The sequence below is a fragment of the Ruminiclostridium hungatei genome (assembly GCF_002051585.1).
Taxonomy (GTDB): Bacteria; Bacillota; Clostridia; order Acetivibrionales; family DSM-1351; genus Ruminiclostridium; species Ruminiclostridium hungatei.
Window position 1 is genome coordinate 1 of the sequence record NZ_MZGX01000016.1, and the last position, 18865, is coordinate 18865.

The window sequence follows — 18865 nt, forward strand, 5'->3', positions numbered from 1 at the left end:
GTATACAATTATTACTATATGCTTCCAATTGGAAAAATGATTACACTATATTTAGTATGAATGTAAATTTAATCCAGACATATTGTGTAATACTGGCAGAAAAGTAATCATTCTATCTTTACACAATCCTTCCATTTGGCTAATATGTGATATAAACAGATGTAAATTTTGTTATTTTAGTTGACACTCAAATGCATAAATTTATAATATAATGATATCAACAAACTTCCATTTGAAAATTTGAAGCTTTTGGAGGGTCTATGAGTTTTTGGGATAAATATCAAAGTTCCATAAAAAAGGTTTTATTGATAATAATAATTTTTACAGTCATATATGTATCAATTAAATATCTGCTGCCCTTTTTTGCTCCGTTTGTAATCGCCTTGTTTGTTTCCTATATTAACGAACCTGTCATAAGGCTTCTGGAAAAGATAAAGATACCCAGGAAGGTGGCTGCCTGCATCTCTCTCCTGTTTACCATGTCGGTGCTTGTATTTGTGATAACTCTCGGAATAATAAAAATATATGATGAACTTACTGCTCTTCAGGACAATATCAATACCTATTCAAATGACATATCAGCTCAGTTGAACAGGCTTCTGCTGAAGTTCACCACTTTCTACAATGCCTTGCCGGTGGAAGTTACAGGTACCGTAACAACAAACCTGTCCACTATCTCGTCAAAACTTACTTCACTCATTACAGCAATCATCCAGTATGCAATAGGGACAGTATCGTCCATACCCCGTGTAACTGTGTTTGCCATCGTTACCATACTGGCGACATATTTTATAAGCAGTGACCGCAAATCCATTTCCTCTTTCTTTTACAGACAATTGCCCTTTTCCTGGCGGAAGAGGATGACCGGAATGAAAAAGGATACAATAAAGGCCCTTATAGGCTATTTCAGAGCCATCTTGATACTTATGGGCTTTACCTTCATTGAAGTAAGTATCGGACTGTTTATTCTGGATGTAAAGTATGCCTTTTTATTGGCCTTGCTGGTGGCCCTGTCCGATGCAATCCCCATAGTGGGAACAGGTGTTGTAATGCTTCCCTGGATTCTGTGGAATGTATTTACCGGCAACATGCCTCTTGCCTTTGGTCTTGCAATTATATACATACTGGGAATACTTATAAGGCAGATAATGGAGCCTAAAATCATTGGCAGCCAGATAGGTCTGCATCCCCTGGTAACCTTGTTCGCCATGTACATAGGACTGCAGTTTTTCAGCATACTGGGCATGTTTATAGGGCCCATAAGTATGATTATAGTGAAGAACCTTCAGGATGCGGGAGCTCTACGGCTCTGGAACGACTAAGCGTCCCCGGGGCCTGTTTTAAGCCTGCCAAGCACAACCCTGTCGTTGCTGCCCAAGTCCTTTATCACCGTCACGCCATCAAAGCTTTCCTCCATCAGTTTGCTTACGCTTTCACCCTGGTTATAGCCTATTTCCAGCACAAGATACCCGTTCTCTTTTAAAAAACCGGGTGCTGCTGCAACTATTCTCCTGTAAAAACACAGACCATCCGCACCCCCGTCCAGGGCCATAAAAGGTTCATGGTCTCTTACCTGGGCCTGCAGCCCCTGCACTGTGGCTGTCTCAATGTACGGAGGATTGCTGGCTATGATGTCAAACCTTTCCTCCTGCCCTATGGCCTCAAACAGGTCTCCCCAGCGGAATTCCAGACGGTCTTTGACTCCCGCAGCCTCGGAATTCATTTCTGCCACCTCCAGGGCAGCCTGCGACATATCGCTGGCAACCACTCTGGCTGCGGGGCAGTAATATGCTATACTCACCGCAATACACCCCGAGCCCGTGCACATGTCCAAAATCCTCAGAGCTTCGCCACTGTGACTGTCAAGGCTGGCAGCAAGCTCGATACATTTCTCCGCCAGAAGCTCGGTATCCTGCCTTGGAATAAGAACCGCAGGGCTTACCTTAAAGGTCAGGGACATGAATTCAGTCTCACCCAGCAAATACTGCAGAGGGACATTTTGCAGTCTCTTTTGGAGGATAAGCTCCAATCCCTCACATTCAGCCTCCTGAAGCACTCTGTCGTCATGGGAATAGAGATATGCCCTGTCACATTTCAAAACATGGCAAAGCATGACCCCGGCTTCTAAAACCGGGGTCTCATTTCCTGCATTTTTTAAACTTTCTGAGGCATATAGCCAGAACTGTTTTATAGTCTTCATAATCCGATCTTTACTCTTTGTCGTTAAAGTTTATGACTTTCCCCACTCGTCACTCCCAGCCTCGGCAGGAATTACTTCCTTGAAGGCTGCAATTGCCACCTCTATCTGACTGTCGTCAGGCTCTCTTGTGGTAAATGCCTGGAACATCAGTCCAGGAGCGCTGAAAATCCTAAAGAGCCAGTTGTTATGCTTCACGGCAAACTTAATGGCCTCCAGTGCTACTCCGGCTACCACGGGAACAAGTACAATCCTGATAAGTGCGTTAAGAAACACATTATGCCAGCCGGTAAAGGAGAATATCAAAATACTGATTATCATGATGGTAAAGAACAAAGAAGTACCGCATCTGGGATGCTTTGTGGTGTATTTCCTTACATTCTCCACCGTAAGCTCATCATTGTTTTCATAGCAATGAATGGTTTTATGCTCAGCCCCGTGATATTCCCACACTCTTCTCATTTCCTTCAGCAGGGAAACCAGTGCCAGATAGCCAATGAACAAGGCCACTCTTATTGCCCCTTCTATAAGGTTAAGCACAACAACCCCGGAGGATGACTCTCTGTTAATAGGAATGAAATTTGCTATAAAGTTTGGAAGCAATATGAAAAGACCGACACTGAAAAATATGGACAGTATAACTGAAAAATATATGGTAATATCTGCTATCTTGTCACCTAGCTTGTCATCCAGCCATTTTTCAAATTTTGAGGGTTCATACTTATCTCCCTCTCCAAGGTCAACGAATTCTGCCGAATACATAAGGGCCTTTACTCCGATGACCATCTGAGAGAACAGGCTTACAGCCCCCCTTACAATTGGTATCTTTGAGAGCTTTCCCTTGGGTTTCTGAGGCTTCTTATCAATAATTATCTCACCGTCAGGTTTTCTTATGGCCGTGGCCCTGAACTCGGGTCCAATCATCAGTAGGCCTTCCAGCAAAGCCTGTCCGCCAATAGTTGTCTTTTTCATATTAACCTCCCTTGTAATTTAATATAATCACCCTGTATATTAAGATTTCATATATTCCATATTTACCCTATATGGCTCATATTAAAGCAATTATCAGTTCAAGTCAATTACCAAAGTCAATTACAACCGGCTTTCAGCCTATAGTAATTGACTTTTGAGATAATATAAAGATATGTGTTGAATTTTGCTGCTTACAGGTTTTTATTTATAATGATGGATTTAAATTGGTTCGTCTCTATATCTATATATTTGGCAAGAATGGATATCTTATTTTCAAAGTTTAGTGTCTTCCAGTAAAAATCTGCAGTTTCATTTATATCGTCAAATACAGGCACCAAATAAGGTTCCCTGTCAAAGGACGGCAGCGGCTCTCCATCTCCCGCATAGGTGTGAATGCAGTGTCCGTATCCGGGCACCCCTTTTTCATAGCAATAGAACTGTCTCACGCAAAAGTCAGGATTATTGTGCATGGATTTCAATATTGACAGTTTGTAGGTGCATTTTTTATCTTCCAGATCCATCAGGCCTGAGATTCTTGGCGTATAATTGGGTCCATCCGGCTCAAAGGTCCTTGTGTTTAAAGCCTCTTCAAAAGTTCCGGAGCGTTTTACAGCTTCATACACCGTATCTGTCTGATCTCCATTTGATATGATATGCCTGGAGTCATGATGCCTTGCTGCAAAATATATTATCAGGGAAGGATCTTTAACCTTGGAAGCATCCCATGCCTCTGTTTTTATAAAACCATTTTCTTCAACAAATATCCTGTTTCTGCTGTTTTCACTTCTGCCCATTATCCAATATACCTGCACCAGGCTTTTGGCATCCGGACTCATTCCGAGAATTATTCCCCTGCCCGGATAAGGATTATTTTTAAGCAGATCAATATTGGAATCAGCTCTTAATTTTATACCCTGCATTTATATTTCCTCCGTTATTTTCATAAAATATTCCATAGGACGTCAAGTAATTTCAGAATTTTACACATTACTCTTTACTTGGAATATTCTACATCTTAAACGGACAATGTACAACATATTTCAGATATATTTTAAGCAAGTGTGAATTATTGAATTCCTGAATATTACTTCGGATTGCTCCAAATGAGTAAAACAAAAGACCAGGAATTACATCCCAGCCTTTTAATGTTTTCTTATTAAGCGTTATCAACGATACCATATTTCTTTTTGAACTTGTCAACACGTCCACCGGTATCAATAAGTTTCTGTCTTCCAGTAAAGAAAGGATGACACTTTGAACAAATTTCAACGTGAAGGGCTTTTTTCGTAGAACCAGTAGTAAAAGACTCGCCGCAGGCACACTTAACAACTGCTTCCGCGTAATCCGGATGTATTCCTTCTTTCATTATTTTTCACCTTCTTTCAAACAAAATTGAAAAGTCCTCAATCTTTATATATTCAACGTACAAAATGTACTAAGTTGCTTATTAAAGAGGCAAGTGATATTTTAACACAAAAATATACTTACCGCAATACCCTTTTTGATTATTGTCCCCGCAGGACCTCTGCCAATTTTATGAATTTTTATCAAGGAAAGAAATATTGATACTCTTTACAAAGTCATCATTAGTCTTTGTTTGCAGCAGCCTGTTTATCAATATTTCGGTAACCTCGGCAGTGCCCATGTTGCTCATTGCCTTTCTTACCGCATACACACTTTCCAGTTCCTTCTGGCTCAGGAGCAGCTCTTCACGGCGTGTACCCGACTTGTTGATATCAATGGCAGGGAAGATTCTCTTTTCTGAAAGCTTTCTGTCAAGATGAAGCTCCATGTTACCTGTTCCCTTGAATTCTTCAAATATTACATCATCCATTCTGCTTCCTGTTTCAATGAGGGCTGTAGCCATTATAGTCAAGCTTCCGCCATTTTCAATATTTCTGGCAGCTCCGAAGAATCTCTTTGGCTTATGCAAAGCTCCCGGGTCCAAACCTCCTGATAAGGTTCTTCCCGTAGGAGGTATGGTAAGGTTATACGCCCTGGCAAGCCTTGTAATGCTGTCAAGCAGTATTACAACATCCTTCTTCTGCTCAACAAGCCTCTGGGCTCTCTCCAGTACCATCTCGGCAACTTTTATATGGTGTTCCGGCACTTCGTCAAAGGTTGAGTAAATTACCTCTCCTTTTATGGAACGCTGCATATCTGTAACTTCCTCAGGACGCTCATCTATCAAAAGGACAATGAGCTCCACCTCAGGGTAATTTACAGTAATTGCATTGGCTATCTTTTTAAGTAAAATGGTCTTACCGGCTTTGGGAGGTGAAACTATCATTCCTCTCTGACCTTTTCCGATAGGAGCAATTAAATCTATCAATCTGGTGGAAAACTCTCTCGGAGCTGTTTCAAGCGTAATTCTTTGATCCGGATAGATAGGTGTCAGGTATTCAAAAGAAACTCTCTTTGAAGCTACGTCCGGGGTATCTCCATTTATGGATTGAACATAAAGAAGCGCCTGGAACTTTTCGCCTTCCTTTGGTATCCTGCCCTTACCTCTGAGCTTGTCTCCCGTTTTAAGGCCAAATCTCCTTATCTGTGAGGGCGATACATATATATCCTTGGGACCGGACAAATAATTTTCACTTCTCAGAAAGCCATAACCGTCAGGCAATACTTCAAGTACACCTTCAACTGGGTCATCGCTCTCAATTTTCTCTGTGGACTGCTGCCCCTGTGCCTGCGCCGCCTGCTGAGAAGTCTGCACCTGAGTTGTCTGGGCCTGGGAAGGCATGGACTGTGGTGCCGGCTGTACCTGCTGGGCAGGCTGCAAAGTTGTCTGCTGCACGGCCTGGCCATTTATGACAGGTGTTTGTACCTGCTGAGCAGAAAACTGGGTCTGGGTTTGCTGCTGTACCTGAACCTGCTGCAAGGGCTGTCCGTTTTGCTGTCCCGGAACCTGCTGCTGTACATTGGCAGACTGCGGCTTGAGCCTTGGAGGCAACTGGTTGGAAGCCTGTTGTGTCTGAGGTTGTGGTAAAGCCTTCTCGCCATTTGCAGAGACTGCTTGCGGCCTGGCAATTTTGTGAGGTTGTCTTGCCGCGTGCTGCGGTCTTCTTTCAGCTTCTCCGGCTTCTGTCCTTTGTTCAGTTTTGGCTGTTGAATCTTTTTGAGAAATTAGTCTTTTGCTGTTATCTTCTGTTTTATCAGTGCGAATCAACTTTTCCGACAATCTACCCGGTCTTGGTTCTGCTGCTGCTTGATTTTTATTTTCTGCTGCTTCCGAACCGGCTGGCACAGCCTCTTCCGCATCAGTCTCCGGCAACGCATCCTTAAGGGTTTTACTTGGCCTGCCTCTCTTGGATTTCCTAAGTACAGATATTTCAGCCTCATTTGGTTTCTCAGCGGTAACTGCTGTAATCTCACCCGGCTTATCTGGTTCATTATCCTTATGTGACTTGATTTTTTTAGTTTTAGCGGCCTGGGCTGATAAATTTTCCGATATGATTTCTGAATTGCCTATGTTTTCGGTGCTTGTGATATCTGTACTGATTTTGGCGGCTTTACCCTTATTTGCTTTGGGTCTCGCAGCAGCCTCAGCCTCTGTTAAATTATTTGATATGGTCTCAACTTCAGTACCTGATGTACTCTCAGCCTTATTTCCATCATCCTTTTTTATCTGGCTGGAATCATCCATTTGAGCTATTTGAGGATCATTTTTCATATTTGCTTCTTCAGAATTTTTAAGTATATCCAATAATTCATTCTTTTTTAACTTGGATATGTTTTTTACACCCATCATTTTTGCAATATAACGCAAATCTTCTAGTGTTTTTGACTGTAAATCGATCTGATCCATAGTTCACCACCTTATAAAATCATTCTTATTATTGAACATTATATAATAGGAAATTTGATTCGAAAAAATCTTTAGAAAAACCGTTATTTAATTCCTTTTTCTAGAGGAGAATTTTTGAATATTCCACAAAAAGCATTATATCAAATGTGTAAATACATGTCAATCTTAGTGTTATTTTTTCACATTAATGTTATGATTTCCCAGTTACAAGCAGCACAAATATGTTCTTGTCTGAAAGCTTCCCTTCTCTGATACACTTTAAAATATAAACCACAATTATCACAAAATCATCTTTGCCAATAAATCATTGCTTTATACCGGCAGACAATACCGCATATAAGTAAAATTCCCGTTCTATAATATTATGTAAACCTTATCCTTAATGGGCTATTGCTCCAGACCGGTAATAACTACTGACCTATATTCTGTATCATATATCAAATCTACTATTCTATGGTCCGAGCCGGATGTTATTTTCAGCTTCGGTCTCAGGCAGAATTCATGGTTGTTGCTGAGCACCAGCCCTGTTTCACCATTGCTGAGCAGCACGGTTGCCCCCTCCGGAAAAGGATAAATCTTTGAAGAGAATATTTTTACCAGTTTCGGGTCAAACAAGGTTCCGCTGTTTGCCATCACATATTCTATGGCTTCTATTACCGAACAGCCCTTGCGGTATGGCCTGTCAGAGGTTAATGCGTCATACACATCCGCTATACAGATTATTCTTCCGAAAAGAATTATGTCTTCGCCTGCAAGTCCGTTGGGATACCCGGAACCGTCATAATGCTCATGGTGTGATAAAACTGAAATGGTGGTCTTAAGCGATAAACCATTTCCGCTGGACAATACCTTATAGCCTTTCTCACTGTGGGTTTTCATTATCTCATATTCTTCATCGGTGAGGCTTCCGGGCTTATTCACTATTTCAGTTCCGATGAACAGCTTCCCGATGTCATGCAAAAGTGCGGCAGTACCCACTATAAGCATATCCGACCTTTTTAATTTCATGTTAAAGGCTATTGCCAATGCTATAACCGCCACATTGACCGAATGGAAGTATGTATAATTGTCAAACATCTTAAGTTCCAGCAAATTGAGATTTATCTCTCTCCTGGACAGCATTTCATCTACAATATCAGAAAGCATTGATTGCAGGCCGTCAATTTCGCTATGTGGAATTTTACCGCAACTGCTCAAATTAAGTGCGCTATTAAGCTTTTTGGCCAAAGATACCCTTACTTCATTTGAGACAAAATTCTCATGGTATTCCACCCCCTGGGAAAATTCGTCATCTATCAATAATCCCTTATAGCCCAATTGTTCAAGCTTATTTATAGCGGGTGAAGTCAATACCGAATTCGCACTGATTAAAACAACACCTTGTTCGTTAAAGATAGTTTTACCTACCTTCATACCCTCCTGTACGAGATTGATCGCCAAATACCTCACTGATGTCCCCCTAATTTTGATAATCTCAACATCGTTATATTACTTTCAACTATAAAATAACGGTTAGTATTTGCCCTTACTCAACAACCAAACGAAATTAATTATATATTAATTGACATAAGTTTTGAAATAGTGATTTTGTACAAAAATTTGTGCATATGCTAAATTTTATTTCCAGGTTTGCCGATTCTTGTAAATGCCTGGTATACATTCAGCACATTTTAAACAATTGCCATATATCCCAGCTTATTAAAGGTCAATTCAAACCAGACTGCAAGGCTGCAATAGCCTTGAAAGCATGACTCACCCGGAAGGCGAAAGCTTTAAACCGTAATTGAACCTGGCAAAGGCAAAATATTTCTTGATTTCTCTTTATTTTACTATATTTTTATATACTTTACTATATTTTCCATAAAATGCTATAATATTTTAATTGATAATTAAGCTCTGTATATGGCTTTACAACTATTTAAAATATTTAAGAAGGGAGCGGAATATGATCAGTGCTCTGTTATATCAGGCAGGAGAAATATTGAAGAAAGATTTTTATGAGTCCGGCAGCAGTACCTCAAAGGAAAGGTTCGACCTGGTAACGGCAAGTGATATAAATATTGAAGAAGTTCTCATAAGGGGATTGAAAGCCCAATATCCGGATTACTCCATCTTTTCCGAGGAGAGGGGTGAAATAGACAATAAAAGTGAAAAAAAGTGGATAATAGACCCCATTGATGGAACAGCAGATTTCGTGTTCGGCGTTCCGTACTTTTCCATATCACTGTCACTTGAAATCAACGGTGAAATCACAGAGGGCCACGTTTATAACCCCATATCCAATGAGTACTATTTCTCATCGGCAGAAACCGGAAAAGCCTTTCTAAACGGGGAAGTAATCAAGGTATCGGGCACCTGTGCCGTTGAAGAAAGCTTGATTGCCTTTGGCTTTAGTGCGAATTATCCTTACATAAGCGACTATTACAAAAGGTGGAGGCATTTATTTGATAACTGCAAAAAAGGAATGCCTCTCATTTCACCTGCATTGACTCTCTGCAACATCGCACGGGGAAGAATTGATGCTTATTTGGATTCCCGCTGCAGCATGGAAGGGCAGGCTGCTGGAGCATTAATACTACAAAACGCCGGGGGAAAGCTTCTGAATTACGATTTAGGTAAATACGACCACAGGGCTGCGGGTATTATTGCCACCAATGGTAACTTGCCGGTCTTGCTTTAGCAGGACGGAACCGCTCGGCTTCGCTGCGCTTATGACGTCGCCCGCCTTCGCTGCTCTCAGGTGCCGGGCTCGTGCCCTTTCGGGTTCAATTCCTTCTTGCTTTTATCCCCGCCGGGAGGCCAGTGGGGCCTACGGGGAGACTGGTCTCTCCCGTACGGCGCTTCGCGTTTTTTGCATAAAAAACGCCTGCATTTTCCGCAGAAAATGCAAGCGCCGTGGAGCTGGCGGACGGAACCGCTCGGCTTCGCCGCGCTTATGACGTCGCCTGCCTTCGCTGCTCTCAGGTGCCGGGCTCGTGCCCTTTCGGGTTCAATTCCTTCTTGCTTTTATCCCCGCCGGGAGGCCAGTGGGGCCTACGGGGAGACTGGTCTCTCCCGTACGGCGCTTCGCGTTTTTTGCATAAAAAACGCCTGCATTTTCCGCAGAAAATGCAAGCGCCGTGGAGCTGGCGGACGGAATTGAACCCCCGACCTGCTGATTACAAGTCAGCTGCTCTACCTGCTGAGCTACACCAGCATATATATAATATGCACAACTGATTTTACCTATCAGTTCAACAACTGATTTGCTGTTGACTTGAAAAATTATAACATGACCTTGGCTTCCTTGCAAGGGAATTTTTTGGATTTTACAAATTTTTTTGCACATTATATTATATACATCATTTTCCAGATAAATAATAAGCCCTGCAAGACAGTCATTATCAGGAAACAATCTTAAAAAGCTGTAAGGGAAGAGGGGTTATTCCCTTTATATACCAATGATTAGAATATGGTGTCATCCCAATCTAAACCCAAACTTTTGAGCTTAGTCCTGAACCTTTTTAGCATCCTTTTCATTATTTCATGGTGAATTTTCAAAGCCTTTGCCAATGCATTAACTGTTATATCAGGATTTTCATTCATATAAAATAATATGGCTTCCTCACTTTCTGTAAATAACCCAGTGCCTAACTTGCTGTATATGGCATGTAAGTGCATTTTGTGTAATACTCTTTCCATCTCAGATATTGCTCTGGTGTCCTCTGTCTCATCTCTCTCCTGTTCCAATTCATCATATGATTTAACTGCAACATACTCAGGGCTTTCCTCTGTGCCAACATTGGTATAATTTGCATATGTTAATACATGCTTGCTGGATTTACACTTTTTAAGAATATCCTTCAATACACCTTTTATATGGTTGACATCAACTGTCATAAAATGAGTGATTATCACTGATTGCCAGCCCTCCATCAATTAACTGGCATAACCTGAGATTACATTCAGCAATCACATCATCCAATTCTAATTTATAGGTGTAGCCCCATTTGCTTATAAACTTTCCAGCCATAACCCCAGTGACACTTTTGAGAACTTTATATAATTTTTCATAATATCCATCATAATACAGATTATCAATTTGTTCCCTAAAGGCTATCTGTTCAGGGGTCAGCTTGCATGTACTTTCATTGAATTGGATTGCATTACCTCTAAGTCTTGGCACTGTGAAATTTCACCTTCCTAAATGTATTAAATATTTGTCAATAAGTGTGCAATTTTATTTTTTTTGTCTTATATATAGATGTACACCCATTGGGTGAAATATACTACATATGCTATACATGTCACTGGTACAGTGCATAGATAACAGTCCTGAATACTTTTATTATGCTATAAAAAGTATTAGTTATTTGTATGGGCTACTTTCTGGAAGCCTACATCCATAAGTAGAATGGAGATTTTACCTTGTACAACCCCCAATTAGATGTTATGATTTTACTGAAATGGAGGATTTCTATTATGACAGAAAATTATTTGTTTGAAGCAACAATAAAAGATATTACTTTGAAGTTCAAAACTTCAAATGATGTTTTTTCCCCTAAAAGTATAGATAAAGGTACTTTTGCAATGTTATCAGTTGTTGATTTTAAGGAGACAGATAAAGTTTTGGATTTAGGCTGTGGATATGGAGTTGTAGGGATATTAGCAGCAAAAATTATAGGGACAGATAATGTTGTTATGACTGATAAAGACAGTATTGCTGTTGATTTCTCACAGATGAATGCTGCATTAAACAATGTTGAAAATATCAAAATTATTAAAAGTGATGGCTTCAAGAATTTGGATGATAAAGATTTTACCTTGATACTTTCCAATCCACCATATCATACTGATTTTTCAGTTGCAAAAGAGTTTATTGAAAAAGGCTTTAATAGACTTTGTATTGGTGGAAAAATGTATATGGTTACAAAAAGGAAGGACTGGTATAAAAACAAACTTACAGCTATTTTTGGTGGTGTGAGAGTTTGGGAAATTGATGATTACTTTGTGTTTATGTCAATGAAGAAAGATAGTTCATATGCAAATTCTAAAAAGATTAAAAAGTAAGCTTCCTACTGCACCCATGAAAAGTTCAAAAATATCAAAAAAATCTGGATTGAGTCTCTCATCCCAATCACTGGTTCTTGTGGAAGGCTACCCCATATTGGTAATATGGCTCTCTGCTGTCATTGTGCAGCAAGATAGGAAGGGATTAGTAATGCCAACAATTCCAGCACACTTCTCCCTATACATCAAACCTCTTCTGGCATATTAATCTTGAAATGGGGGATATGGAGTGTACCCTATTGTTGGTTGCTAAATGGCATAGAAAAAAGCTGGAAGTGGTTTGTTACACTCTCAGCCCAACCTTCTATCTTGAACAGTAAAATCAATAAATCAGTTGTTCTAATCTTGTATTTCTGAAGCCAATTACTCTGTAAGCCTTGGTATTACTGCTTCTTAAATAGCAACTGATTAATAGTCAGTTGGATTTTACCCAATATATTTACCTCTTTGCTGCCATAGTTATTCTTTCCTGCTTTGTTGTTATATTTTCCAGCAGGTTAAATTGTTCTGTGCCTTTGAGGTCAGCCCCAAACACTTGGGCATAATGCTGGCTCATTGCTATGCTCTGATGTCCCAAAATCCTTTGAAGCCTCAGTATATCTCCACCCTGCATTATGAAATGTTTGGCAAAGGTAAATCTGAATAAGTGAACACCCTTTTTATTAATCCCTCTGGAGAGGTTATATTCTTCAATGTTGTGGTAGAGGCTGGTTTCCAGCAATCTGGAGTTAGTTTCACTTGGGAATAAATAATCCTGTGGTGTACCTTGCCTTACCTTCAAATAAGCCTTTATTACCTGTGATAGACTATCCCCCATAGGCAATACCTGAGCTTTTCTGTTCTTGGTAGTAGTAAGAGTGATAAGCCTGTTCTCAAAGTCAATGTCCTGTATCTTGACATTTACCAGACTTCTTGCCCTGCATCCAACACCTACCAGAAAATTAATTGCAGCCCATGTCCTGAACATAGGGAATGATACCTTTTTCATGTCTGGCTTTCTCAACAATATTGATAATTCTGTGTCTGTGTAGGTGTCCTTTAGCTCAGTCTCAACCTTTAATAAGCCCACCTTGACAGGCTGCATATATCCTTCCCCAACAAAATAGTTGAATATGGCTCTTAAATGCCTTAAAGCTGTGTTGATACTCTCAGGCTTGATACAGGCTTGCAAATGCCTTATATAGGCTGTGAGAGTGTCCTGAGTGATTTCCTGCACTGTATCACCAGTAAACCACCTGATAAACTGTGTCCATTGGAAATTGTAATTCCTTATTGTAGCAGGAGACAAGTTCTTTCCCTTGCAGATGGCAACAAATTCCTCAAAGGCTTTGTCTGTTGTTATTACATTGTATTGCAGCATGGATATTTTAGCATTTCCCATAAAATAAATAACCTCCCAGTTCCCCATTTGATTTGAATGTTTTTACATAAAAATCAGTTGGTTTACTGAAAGGTCTATATTATGCTCTATTGCTGGATTTATCAGGTTTATTGGCTGTCCATAATCACTTGAGTGATTACAAGTCAGCTGCTCTACCTGCTGAGCTACACCAGCACAATGGTGGGAACTATAGGGCTCGAACCTATGACCCTCTGCTTGTAAGGCAGATGCTCTCCCAGCTGAGCTAAGCTCCCATTGTGGAAAACCAGCCACATGCCTGTATGCTGAAATTAAGGCATGTATCTTTCTCGCAGGAGTTATTATAGCATAAGTGATTTTAATAAGTCAACACTTTTTGTTTGGCATGAATTGGATAATAGTCCGATAATAGCTCCCACCTAAAATACAAATTATCCCATATGGCTAAAGATTTTTATGTATTTTTGCTGGAAAAATTGTATAATTTAAAATAAGCCGCAGCATATATAATATTTGCGATTTGGTTAAAATAAGGTTACTTGCTGCAGGCTTGACAATTTACTATTTCTATTGGAGGAAAAATGTATGACTATTCCAACACCTCATATTAATGTAAGTGAGAAGGGTATTATAGCCGAAACCGTATTAATGCCCGGAGACCCTCTTCGTGCTAAATTTATAGCAGAAACCTATCTTGATAATCCCGTGGAGTTCAACAATGTCCGAAATATGTTTGGATATACCGGAAGCTATAAAGGGAAAAAAATATCAATTATGGGCTCCGGCATGGGTATGCCGTCTATAGGAATATATTCCTATGAATTAATACATTTCTACGGAGTAAAAAACATAATCAGAATAGGCTCCTGCGGTGCCATTCAGGAAGACATAAAAATACGGGATATCGTTATAGGAATTTCTGCTTCGACAAATTCAAACTATGCATCACAATACGAATTGCCCGGGACATTTGCACCCACCGCCTCCTGGACTCTGGCCAAAAAAGCCATTGACATGGCAGAGAGCAAAGGCATACCCACAAGGGTTGGCAATATCCTCTCTTCCGACATCTTTTACGATGATGATCCGGACACCTGGAGGAAATGGGCGAGGATGGGTGTCCTGGCCATTGAGATGGAGGCTGCCGCACTGTATATGAACGCCGCACGCGCCGGAGCAAATGCCCTGTGTATACTGACTGTTTCGGATTCTTTGGTTTCACACGAGGTTACCACCTCCGAAGAACGTCAAACCTCCTTTACAAACATGATGGAGATAGCGTTGGAGCTTGCCTGACAAATAATGAGGCGAAATTTTCCGTCCGAGGGTTTTAGGTATCTTAAGGCCCGGCATGGAAAATTCCGCCTCATCGTCTTTTTACTCATACCAGCCCATAATGTTTACTTTTCTGTTACAATTATTAATTTATAATTAACAATACTTTAACAATAAATATTACTTTGATATAATCTATTGGTCAATAAAATCAATGGAAGCTGGGAAGAAAAATGAAAAAAATAAACAACGGAATTTTATCCTTATTTGTCGCCGTAATAATCAGTGCCCTTGACATTTTCCTTAAGGGTAATGGATATACTCAGTTTATACTGGCCTTAGCCGCCGCATATGTTGTTTTTAATATGCCCCGCATACCCGATAAGCTTAAGTCCATACCCTATTCAAAACTTGTTTTATTTGCTGCAAATATTATATTGCTGGCTGTTACCTTCAACCACAAGGTCCTGTTGGTAAATATGCTTCTGCTGTCTTATTTGGTGTGGGGCTTTTTAACACCATTTTTTATCAGGCTCAAAGCATTTATACCCGCAACCTTCCTGTTGAGCTTTGTGGCAGTATATGCAGCACCTTTTTTGTATTTCAGCGTTCCGCTCTTTTTGCTTGCCTTTTATCCGGTTTATGCTTTAGGAGCAATAACCTGCCAGAAGAACATAATAAAGACAAAAAAAATATGGTTGTTTGGATTCCTTAACCTGGTGATGTCGGGTTCGCTGCTGTCCCTGTTCATGTACAAGTCCCTTGGGCAAAAAATCCTTGAAAGCATTCTATTTACAAATACCGTAAAACTGGGAACGGTCACAGCAGTGTATCTCCCTTTTATAGCTTTGTTTTTGGCCTGGTTTGCTGCGTCGGCCAATATACTTTTTCAAATGCTTGTTCCAAAATTTGTAAAGGGAAATGCAGCCTTCAATCTGACAGACTATATAAAACCTGTTTTAAATTTTATAGCTTTTTCTGCCATAAGTGCAATAGCTACGTTTTTATGTGAATTTTCCATCCGTCAGTCGGTTAAAGCCACTGCCATTGATATGCTGCATCCTAACATATTGTTTAACTTTCTTGTTTTATGCGGCTTGTATTTACTTTTTATATCCATACTGGGAAAGGGTATATCAAATGTTATTTTAGCCATTGTTACCATTTTTCTGACTGTGGCAAATTTCATAAAGTTCACCTACTTTGATGAGCCTTTCTATCCGTGGGATATGTATATGTTCAAGAACCTGATAGGCATATGCAAGGATTATCTGAGCCTGCCTTTAGTCATAGCTGCGGCAGTGGTAATTGCAGGTCTGCTATATCTCCTTGTCCGGTTCAGAAAAAAAGTTTTCCGTTATCTGAGGCCCAGAATCAATTTTGTTGTGCTGCCGTTTGCCATAATACTGTTTCTGATCAATGCCAACATATTGACCGACTACAAGCTGTCTATCCAGGTTGGAGTCCAGAGGTCCTGGTATATAGGAAAAGCTGAAATCACGGCAAATGGTATGTTCGCCCAAAATTATTATTATCTTACGGATTTGGAAAAGTATCTGAATCCTAAGCCGGAGGGCTACAGCGAAGATACCATGCAGGCCATTTCCGAGAAATATCCCGTTTCAGGAAGTGACTCCGTTCCCGTATCCTCAGTCAATACCAATTCCGGTTCTGTGGAAAAGCCAAATGTTATAGCTATTATGAGTGAGAGCTACTGGGATTTGACAAGATTAAACGGAATAGAATTCAGCAAGGATGTTGCAGAAAATGTCCACAAATACCAAAAGGGAATGCTGGCCCCTCCCGCAATCGGCGGAGGAACTGCCAACACGGAATTTGAAGCTTTGACGGGCATGTCCTTGTATTTTATGAGCCCAGGTATCATTGCATACAATGCTTATTTAAGGACTGAGACGCCAAGTATAGCATCAGTTTTCAAAGATAACGGCTATAGCACCACCGCCATTCATCCCAACGGAGGCTGGTTCTATAACAGGGACAAGGTTTATAACTATTTTGGCTTTGAACAATTTCATGATGTGAAGAGCTTTAACATGATTACTGAGACCAAAGGACCTCATATTTCCGACTATGCTTTAGTGGATAAAATATTGGACACCTTGAACTCCTCCGAAAAGCCCGCATTTATTTTTGCGGTTTCAATGGAAAACCATGACCCTTTTGACAATAAATATAGCAGCTTTGATGTATCTGTAGAATCAGACCAGTTGAATGCTTCTCAGAAAAACATTGTAACCGGCTATGCACAGGGACTTTACGACGCTGACCAGTCTCTTGGCAAGCTTATCGAGGAGTTAAAAAAGAGCAGTAAGCCTACCCTGTTGTATTTCTTTGGTGATCATGCTCCCAGACTTGGTTCACTGGATGATTTCTTCAAGGTTTACGACAAGCTTGGCGCGAAAGAGGACTCTGAGCTCAAGCAGGGTATAGGAGAATTAAAATATTATACTACTCCACTTGTTACCTGGTCAAACTACCGTGAAATGAGGACTTTTCCAAAAATCATTTCACCTTCCCATTTATCCTATGAAATGCTGAAGGATGCGGGTGTATCATATCCCAACTATTTTAATATAATGCCAAAGCTGGAGGATAAGTATCCTATTATGCATCTTAAAAACATGGGGCTTGTGGATGAAGAAGATGAATTGGTAAAGGATTACCGGCTGATACAATATGATTTGCTCTTTGGAAACAAGTATCTCAAAGATACTGTAAACCAGAACTGAAAATAAAAAATAATATATTATATAGTCTTGAGTTTCAAGCAGCTTGCCGTTTTGTACCGAGTTACAAATCCGTAAGCTGCTTTATTTATCCTCTCAGTTTTTTATAAGCATGGACATTTTTGCAGGTTATGGGTTTTCTCTTATTAGAGGCATACTCATGCATCTTGGACCTCCCCGGCCCCTGGATAGCTCATAAGAATCAAATTCCAACACTGAGATTTTATTTCTGCGCAAAGCTTCATTGGTTATACAGTTTCTGTTGTAACAAACTACCTTTCCTGGAGATACGGCAAGGGTATTGCTTCCGTCCGTCCACTGTTCCCTGCTCGCCGCAATACGGTCTCCGTCGCCGCACCTTATGAGGTTGACTGCAGGCAGCTTCAGGTGCACCTTTAATATTTCGGACAAATCCCTGTGTTCATACTTTATTGAGAGCTGCCTCCCAGCCCCCCTGTTTATGCTGTATACATCCAGAGGCTCTTCAATACCGGGATAGATTGTAAACTGATCGTGGTCCACCATGGTAAATACTGTATCCAGGTGCATATATGCCCTTCTCTTCGGAATATCAAAAGCAAGCACCGTTTCAAAGGGCTCCTCTGACTCCAGCAGCTTTTGCGCCACTCTTTCCACAGCTATGGGACTTGTCCTGTCACTGATGCCTACAGCAACAACCTTGCTTGAAAGCACCAGAATGTCCCCTCCCTCAATGGGATGTGTTTTGTCCCTGTTGTACCACCTGGCCGAATCCTTAAATCTTGGGTGATAATTAAAAATGTATTTTGCAAAAATGGTTTCCCTGTTCCTTGTTTCATTTGCCATTACATTCAGTGAAATTCCCCTTCCTATGCTTGCAAAGGGGTCTCTTTGAAAATACAGGTTTGGGATTGGGTCCAAATAAAAGGGATATGGGTTTTTAATCATATCTCCAAGGCTTTTTTGCCTGACATTCTTTAACTCATCACTTCTGACCCCTGCTATACATTTGCTGATGAGATCTCGCGGCCCCAACGCGCTGAAATATTCCCTCATAGCTTCCCTTAAGCCTTCTGTTGCCAACTTCCCCTCTGTCATAAATTCCATCAGGAATTCGTCTCTTACTCTGGTATCAGACAGAACCTCAGCCATTAAATCTACCAGATATACAACTTCAACTCCCTCTCCCCTAAGTATCCGGGCAAACTGGTCATGCTCCCTGTCAGCCTGCTCCAGATAGACTATCTCGTCAAAAAGCAGTCTCCTCAAGTAGTCTGGAACTATATTTTCCACTTCCCTGCCTGGTCTGTGAAGAAGTACTGTCTTTAGCCTGCCAATTTCACTATATACATGAATACCAGAACTCATCAACATGAAATTCCTCCGGATTGTTGCTTCAGCATTCTTTGAATATGTATCATAGCCTTCCCGCCTGGCTTGTCATTATTCAACCAATTGCATTTATTTTGAAATTA

General features: G+C 40.5%; 15 protein-coding genes and 2 tRNA genes. 5 read left to right on the forward strand and 12 right to left on the reverse strand.

What is annotated here, in order from left to right; translation table 11 throughout:
- Positions 1-260 precede the first annotated feature (260 nt).
- Positions 261-1322, forward strand: coding sequence for a sporulation integral membrane protein YtvI (ytvI, locus tag CLHUN_RS12295; RefSeq protein ID WP_080064895.1), 1062 nt, complete (start codon positions 261-263; stop codon positions 1320-1322).
- On the opposite strand, the gene prmC is transcribed toward ytvI, so the two are convergent.
- The 6 genes from prmC to CLHUN_RS12325 form a co-directional block, all read right to left on the reverse strand.
- On the reverse strand, positions 1319-2200 hold the full coding sequence (gene prmC / locus CLHUN_RS12300) for a peptide chain release factor N(5)-glutamine methyltransferase (RefSeq protein WP_080064896.1): 882 nt from the start codon (positions 2198-2200) through the stop codon (positions 1319-1321). The two genes, ytvI and prmC, sit on opposite strands and share 4 nt — an antisense overlap.
- A 30-nt stretch (positions 2201-2230) precedes the next feature.
- Entirely contained in the window at positions 2231-3169 is a 939-nt protein-coding gene (locus CLHUN_RS12305) for a DUF1385 domain-containing protein (protein WP_080064897.1), read from the reverse strand.
- 191 nt (positions 3170-3360) lie between these two features.
- Positions 3361-4089 carry an IMP cyclohydrolase gene (locus CLHUN_RS12310; protein ID WP_080064898.1) on the reverse strand — a complete coding sequence of 243 codons (729 nt, stop codon included), beginning with the start codon at positions 4087-4089 and terminating at the stop codon, positions 3361-3363.
- 236 nt (positions 4090-4325) lie between these two features.
- Positions 4326-4535: a 50S ribosomal protein L31 gene (gene rpmE, locus CLHUN_RS12315; protein ID WP_080064899.1), complete on the reverse strand. Its 210-nt coding sequence runs from the start codon at positions 4533-4535 to the stop codon at positions 4326-4328.
- A 168-nt stretch (positions 4536-4703) separates the two neighbouring features.
- A complete protein-coding gene (gene rho / locus CLHUN_RS12320; protein ID WP_080064900.1) occupies positions 4704-6980 on the reverse strand; it encodes a transcription termination factor Rho in 2277 nt (758 codons plus the stop codon).
- A gap of 387 nt (positions 6981-7367) precedes the next feature.
- The gene (locus tag CLHUN_RS12325) at positions 7368-8429 is read right to left on the reverse strand and encodes an HD-GYP domain-containing protein (protein ID WP_133051111.1); all 1062 of its coding nucleotides are present in this window, start codon (positions 8427-8429) and stop codon (positions 7368-7370) included.
- A 496-nt stretch (positions 8430-8925) separates the two neighbouring features.
- On the opposite strand from CLHUN_RS12325, the gene CLHUN_RS12330 reads away from it, so the two are divergent.
- Complete coding sequence (locus CLHUN_RS12330) at positions 8926-9660, forward strand: inositol monophosphatase family protein (protein WP_080064902.1); 735 nt, start codon at positions 8926-8928, stop codon at positions 9658-9660.
- A gap of 440 nt (positions 9661-10100) precedes the next feature.
- Here CLHUN_RS12330 and CLHUN_RS12335 read toward each other — a convergent pair.
- The 3 genes from CLHUN_RS12335 to CLHUN_RS12345 form a co-directional block, all read right to left on the reverse strand.
- Positions 10101-10176: transfer RNA gene (locus CLHUN_RS12335), tRNA-Thr, on the reverse strand.
- A 248-nt stretch (positions 10177-10424) separates the two neighbouring features.
- Entirely contained in the window at positions 10425-10826 is a 402-nt protein-coding gene (locus tag CLHUN_RS12340; RefSeq protein WP_133051112.1) for an acetate and sugar kinases/Hsc70/actin family protein, read from the reverse strand.
- A gap of 22 nt (positions 10827-10848) precedes the next feature.
- Complete coding sequence (locus CLHUN_RS12345) at positions 10849-11145, reverse strand: hypothetical protein (protein ID WP_080064904.1); 297 nt, start codon at positions 11143-11145, stop codon at positions 10849-10851.
- Between the two features lie 266 nt (positions 11146-11411).
- Between CLHUN_RS12345 and CLHUN_RS12350 the strand changes: the two genes are divergently transcribed.
- On the forward strand, positions 11412-12029 hold the full coding sequence (locus CLHUN_RS12350; RefSeq protein WP_278247543.1) for a class I SAM-dependent methyltransferase: 618 nt from the start codon (positions 11412-11414) through the stop codon (positions 12027-12029).
- Between the two features lie 439 nt (positions 12030-12468).
- Here CLHUN_RS12350 and CLHUN_RS12355 read toward each other — a convergent pair whose 3' ends face one another.
- Together CLHUN_RS12355 and CLHUN_RS12360 are read right to left on the reverse strand one after the other, a co-directional pair.
- The gene (locus CLHUN_RS12355) at positions 12469-13410 is read right to left on the reverse strand and encodes a tyrosine-type recombinase/integrase (RefSeq protein WP_165755739.1); all 942 of its coding nucleotides are present in this window, start codon (positions 13408-13410) and stop codon (positions 12469-12471) included.
- Positions 13411-13588: 178 nt separating this feature from the next.
- A tRNA-Val gene (locus CLHUN_RS12360) sits at positions 13589-13664 on the reverse strand.
- Between the two features lie 310 nt (positions 13665-13974).
- On the opposite strand from CLHUN_RS12360, the gene deoD reads away from it, so the two are divergent.
- Together deoD and CLHUN_RS12370 are read left to right on the forward strand one after the other, a co-directional pair.
- Positions 13975-14685: a purine-nucleoside phosphorylase gene (gene deoD, locus CLHUN_RS12365; protein ID WP_080064907.1), complete on the forward strand. Its 711-nt coding sequence runs from the start codon at positions 13975-13977 to the stop codon at positions 14683-14685.
- Between the two features lie 212 nt (positions 14686-14897).
- Complete coding sequence (locus CLHUN_RS12370; protein WP_080064908.1) at positions 14898-17414, forward strand: LTA synthase family protein; 2517 nt, start codon at positions 14898-14900, stop codon at positions 17412-17414.
- A gap of 126 nt (positions 17415-17540) precedes the next feature.
- Here the strand turns inward: CLHUN_RS12370 and arcA are convergent, their stop codons facing one another.
- On the reverse strand, positions 17541-18758 hold the full coding sequence (gene arcA / locus CLHUN_RS12375; RefSeq protein ID WP_080065019.1) for an arginine deiminase: 1218 nt from the start codon (positions 18756-18758) through the stop codon (positions 17541-17543).
- Between the last annotated feature and the right edge of the window lie 107 nt (positions 18759-18865).

Coding starts and splice junctions, on each gene's coding strand:
- CLHUN_RS12310 (WP_080064898.1), bottom strand. CDS start 4,089: ATGCAGGGTATAAAATTAAGAGCTGATTCCAATATTGATCTGCTTAAA.
- CLHUN_RS12370 (WP_080064908.1), top strand. CDS start 14,898: ATGAAAAAAATAAACAACGGAATTTTATCCTTATTTGTCGCCGTAATA.
- ytvI (WP_080064895.1), top strand. CDS start 261: ATGAGTTTTTGGGATAAATATCAAAGTTCCATAAAAAAGGTTTTATTG.
- CLHUN_RS12330 (WP_080064902.1), top strand. CDS start 8,926: ATGATCAGTGCTCTGTTATATCAGGCAGGAGAAATATTGAAGAAAGAT.
- rho (WP_080064900.1), bottom strand. CDS start 6,980: ATGGATCAGATCGATTTACAGTCAAAAACACTAGAAGATTTGCGTTAT.
- arcA (WP_080065019.1), bottom strand. CDS start 18,758: ATGAGTTCTGGTATTCATGTATATAGTGAAATTGGCAGGCTAAAGACA.
- CLHUN_RS12350 (WP_278247543.1), top strand. CDS start 11,412: ATGATTTTACTGAAATGGAGGATTTCTATTATGACAGAAAATTATTTG.
- rpmE (WP_080064899.1), bottom strand. CDS start 4,535: ATGAAAGAAGGAATACATCCGGATTACGCGGAAGCAGTTGTTAAGTGT.
- deoD (WP_080064907.1), top strand. CDS start 13,975: ATGACTATTCCAACACCTCATATTAATGTAAGTGAGAAGGGTATTATA.
- prmC (WP_080064896.1), bottom strand. CDS start 2,200: ATGAAGACTATAAAACAGTTCTGGCTATATGCCTCAGAAAGTTTAAAA.
- CLHUN_RS12305 (WP_080064897.1), bottom strand. CDS start 3,169: ATGAAAAAGACAACTATTGGCGGACAGGCTTTGCTGGAAGGCCTACTG.
- CLHUN_RS12355 (WP_165755739.1), bottom strand. CDS start 13,410: ATGGGAAATGCTAAAATATCCATGCTGCAATACAATGTAATAACAACA.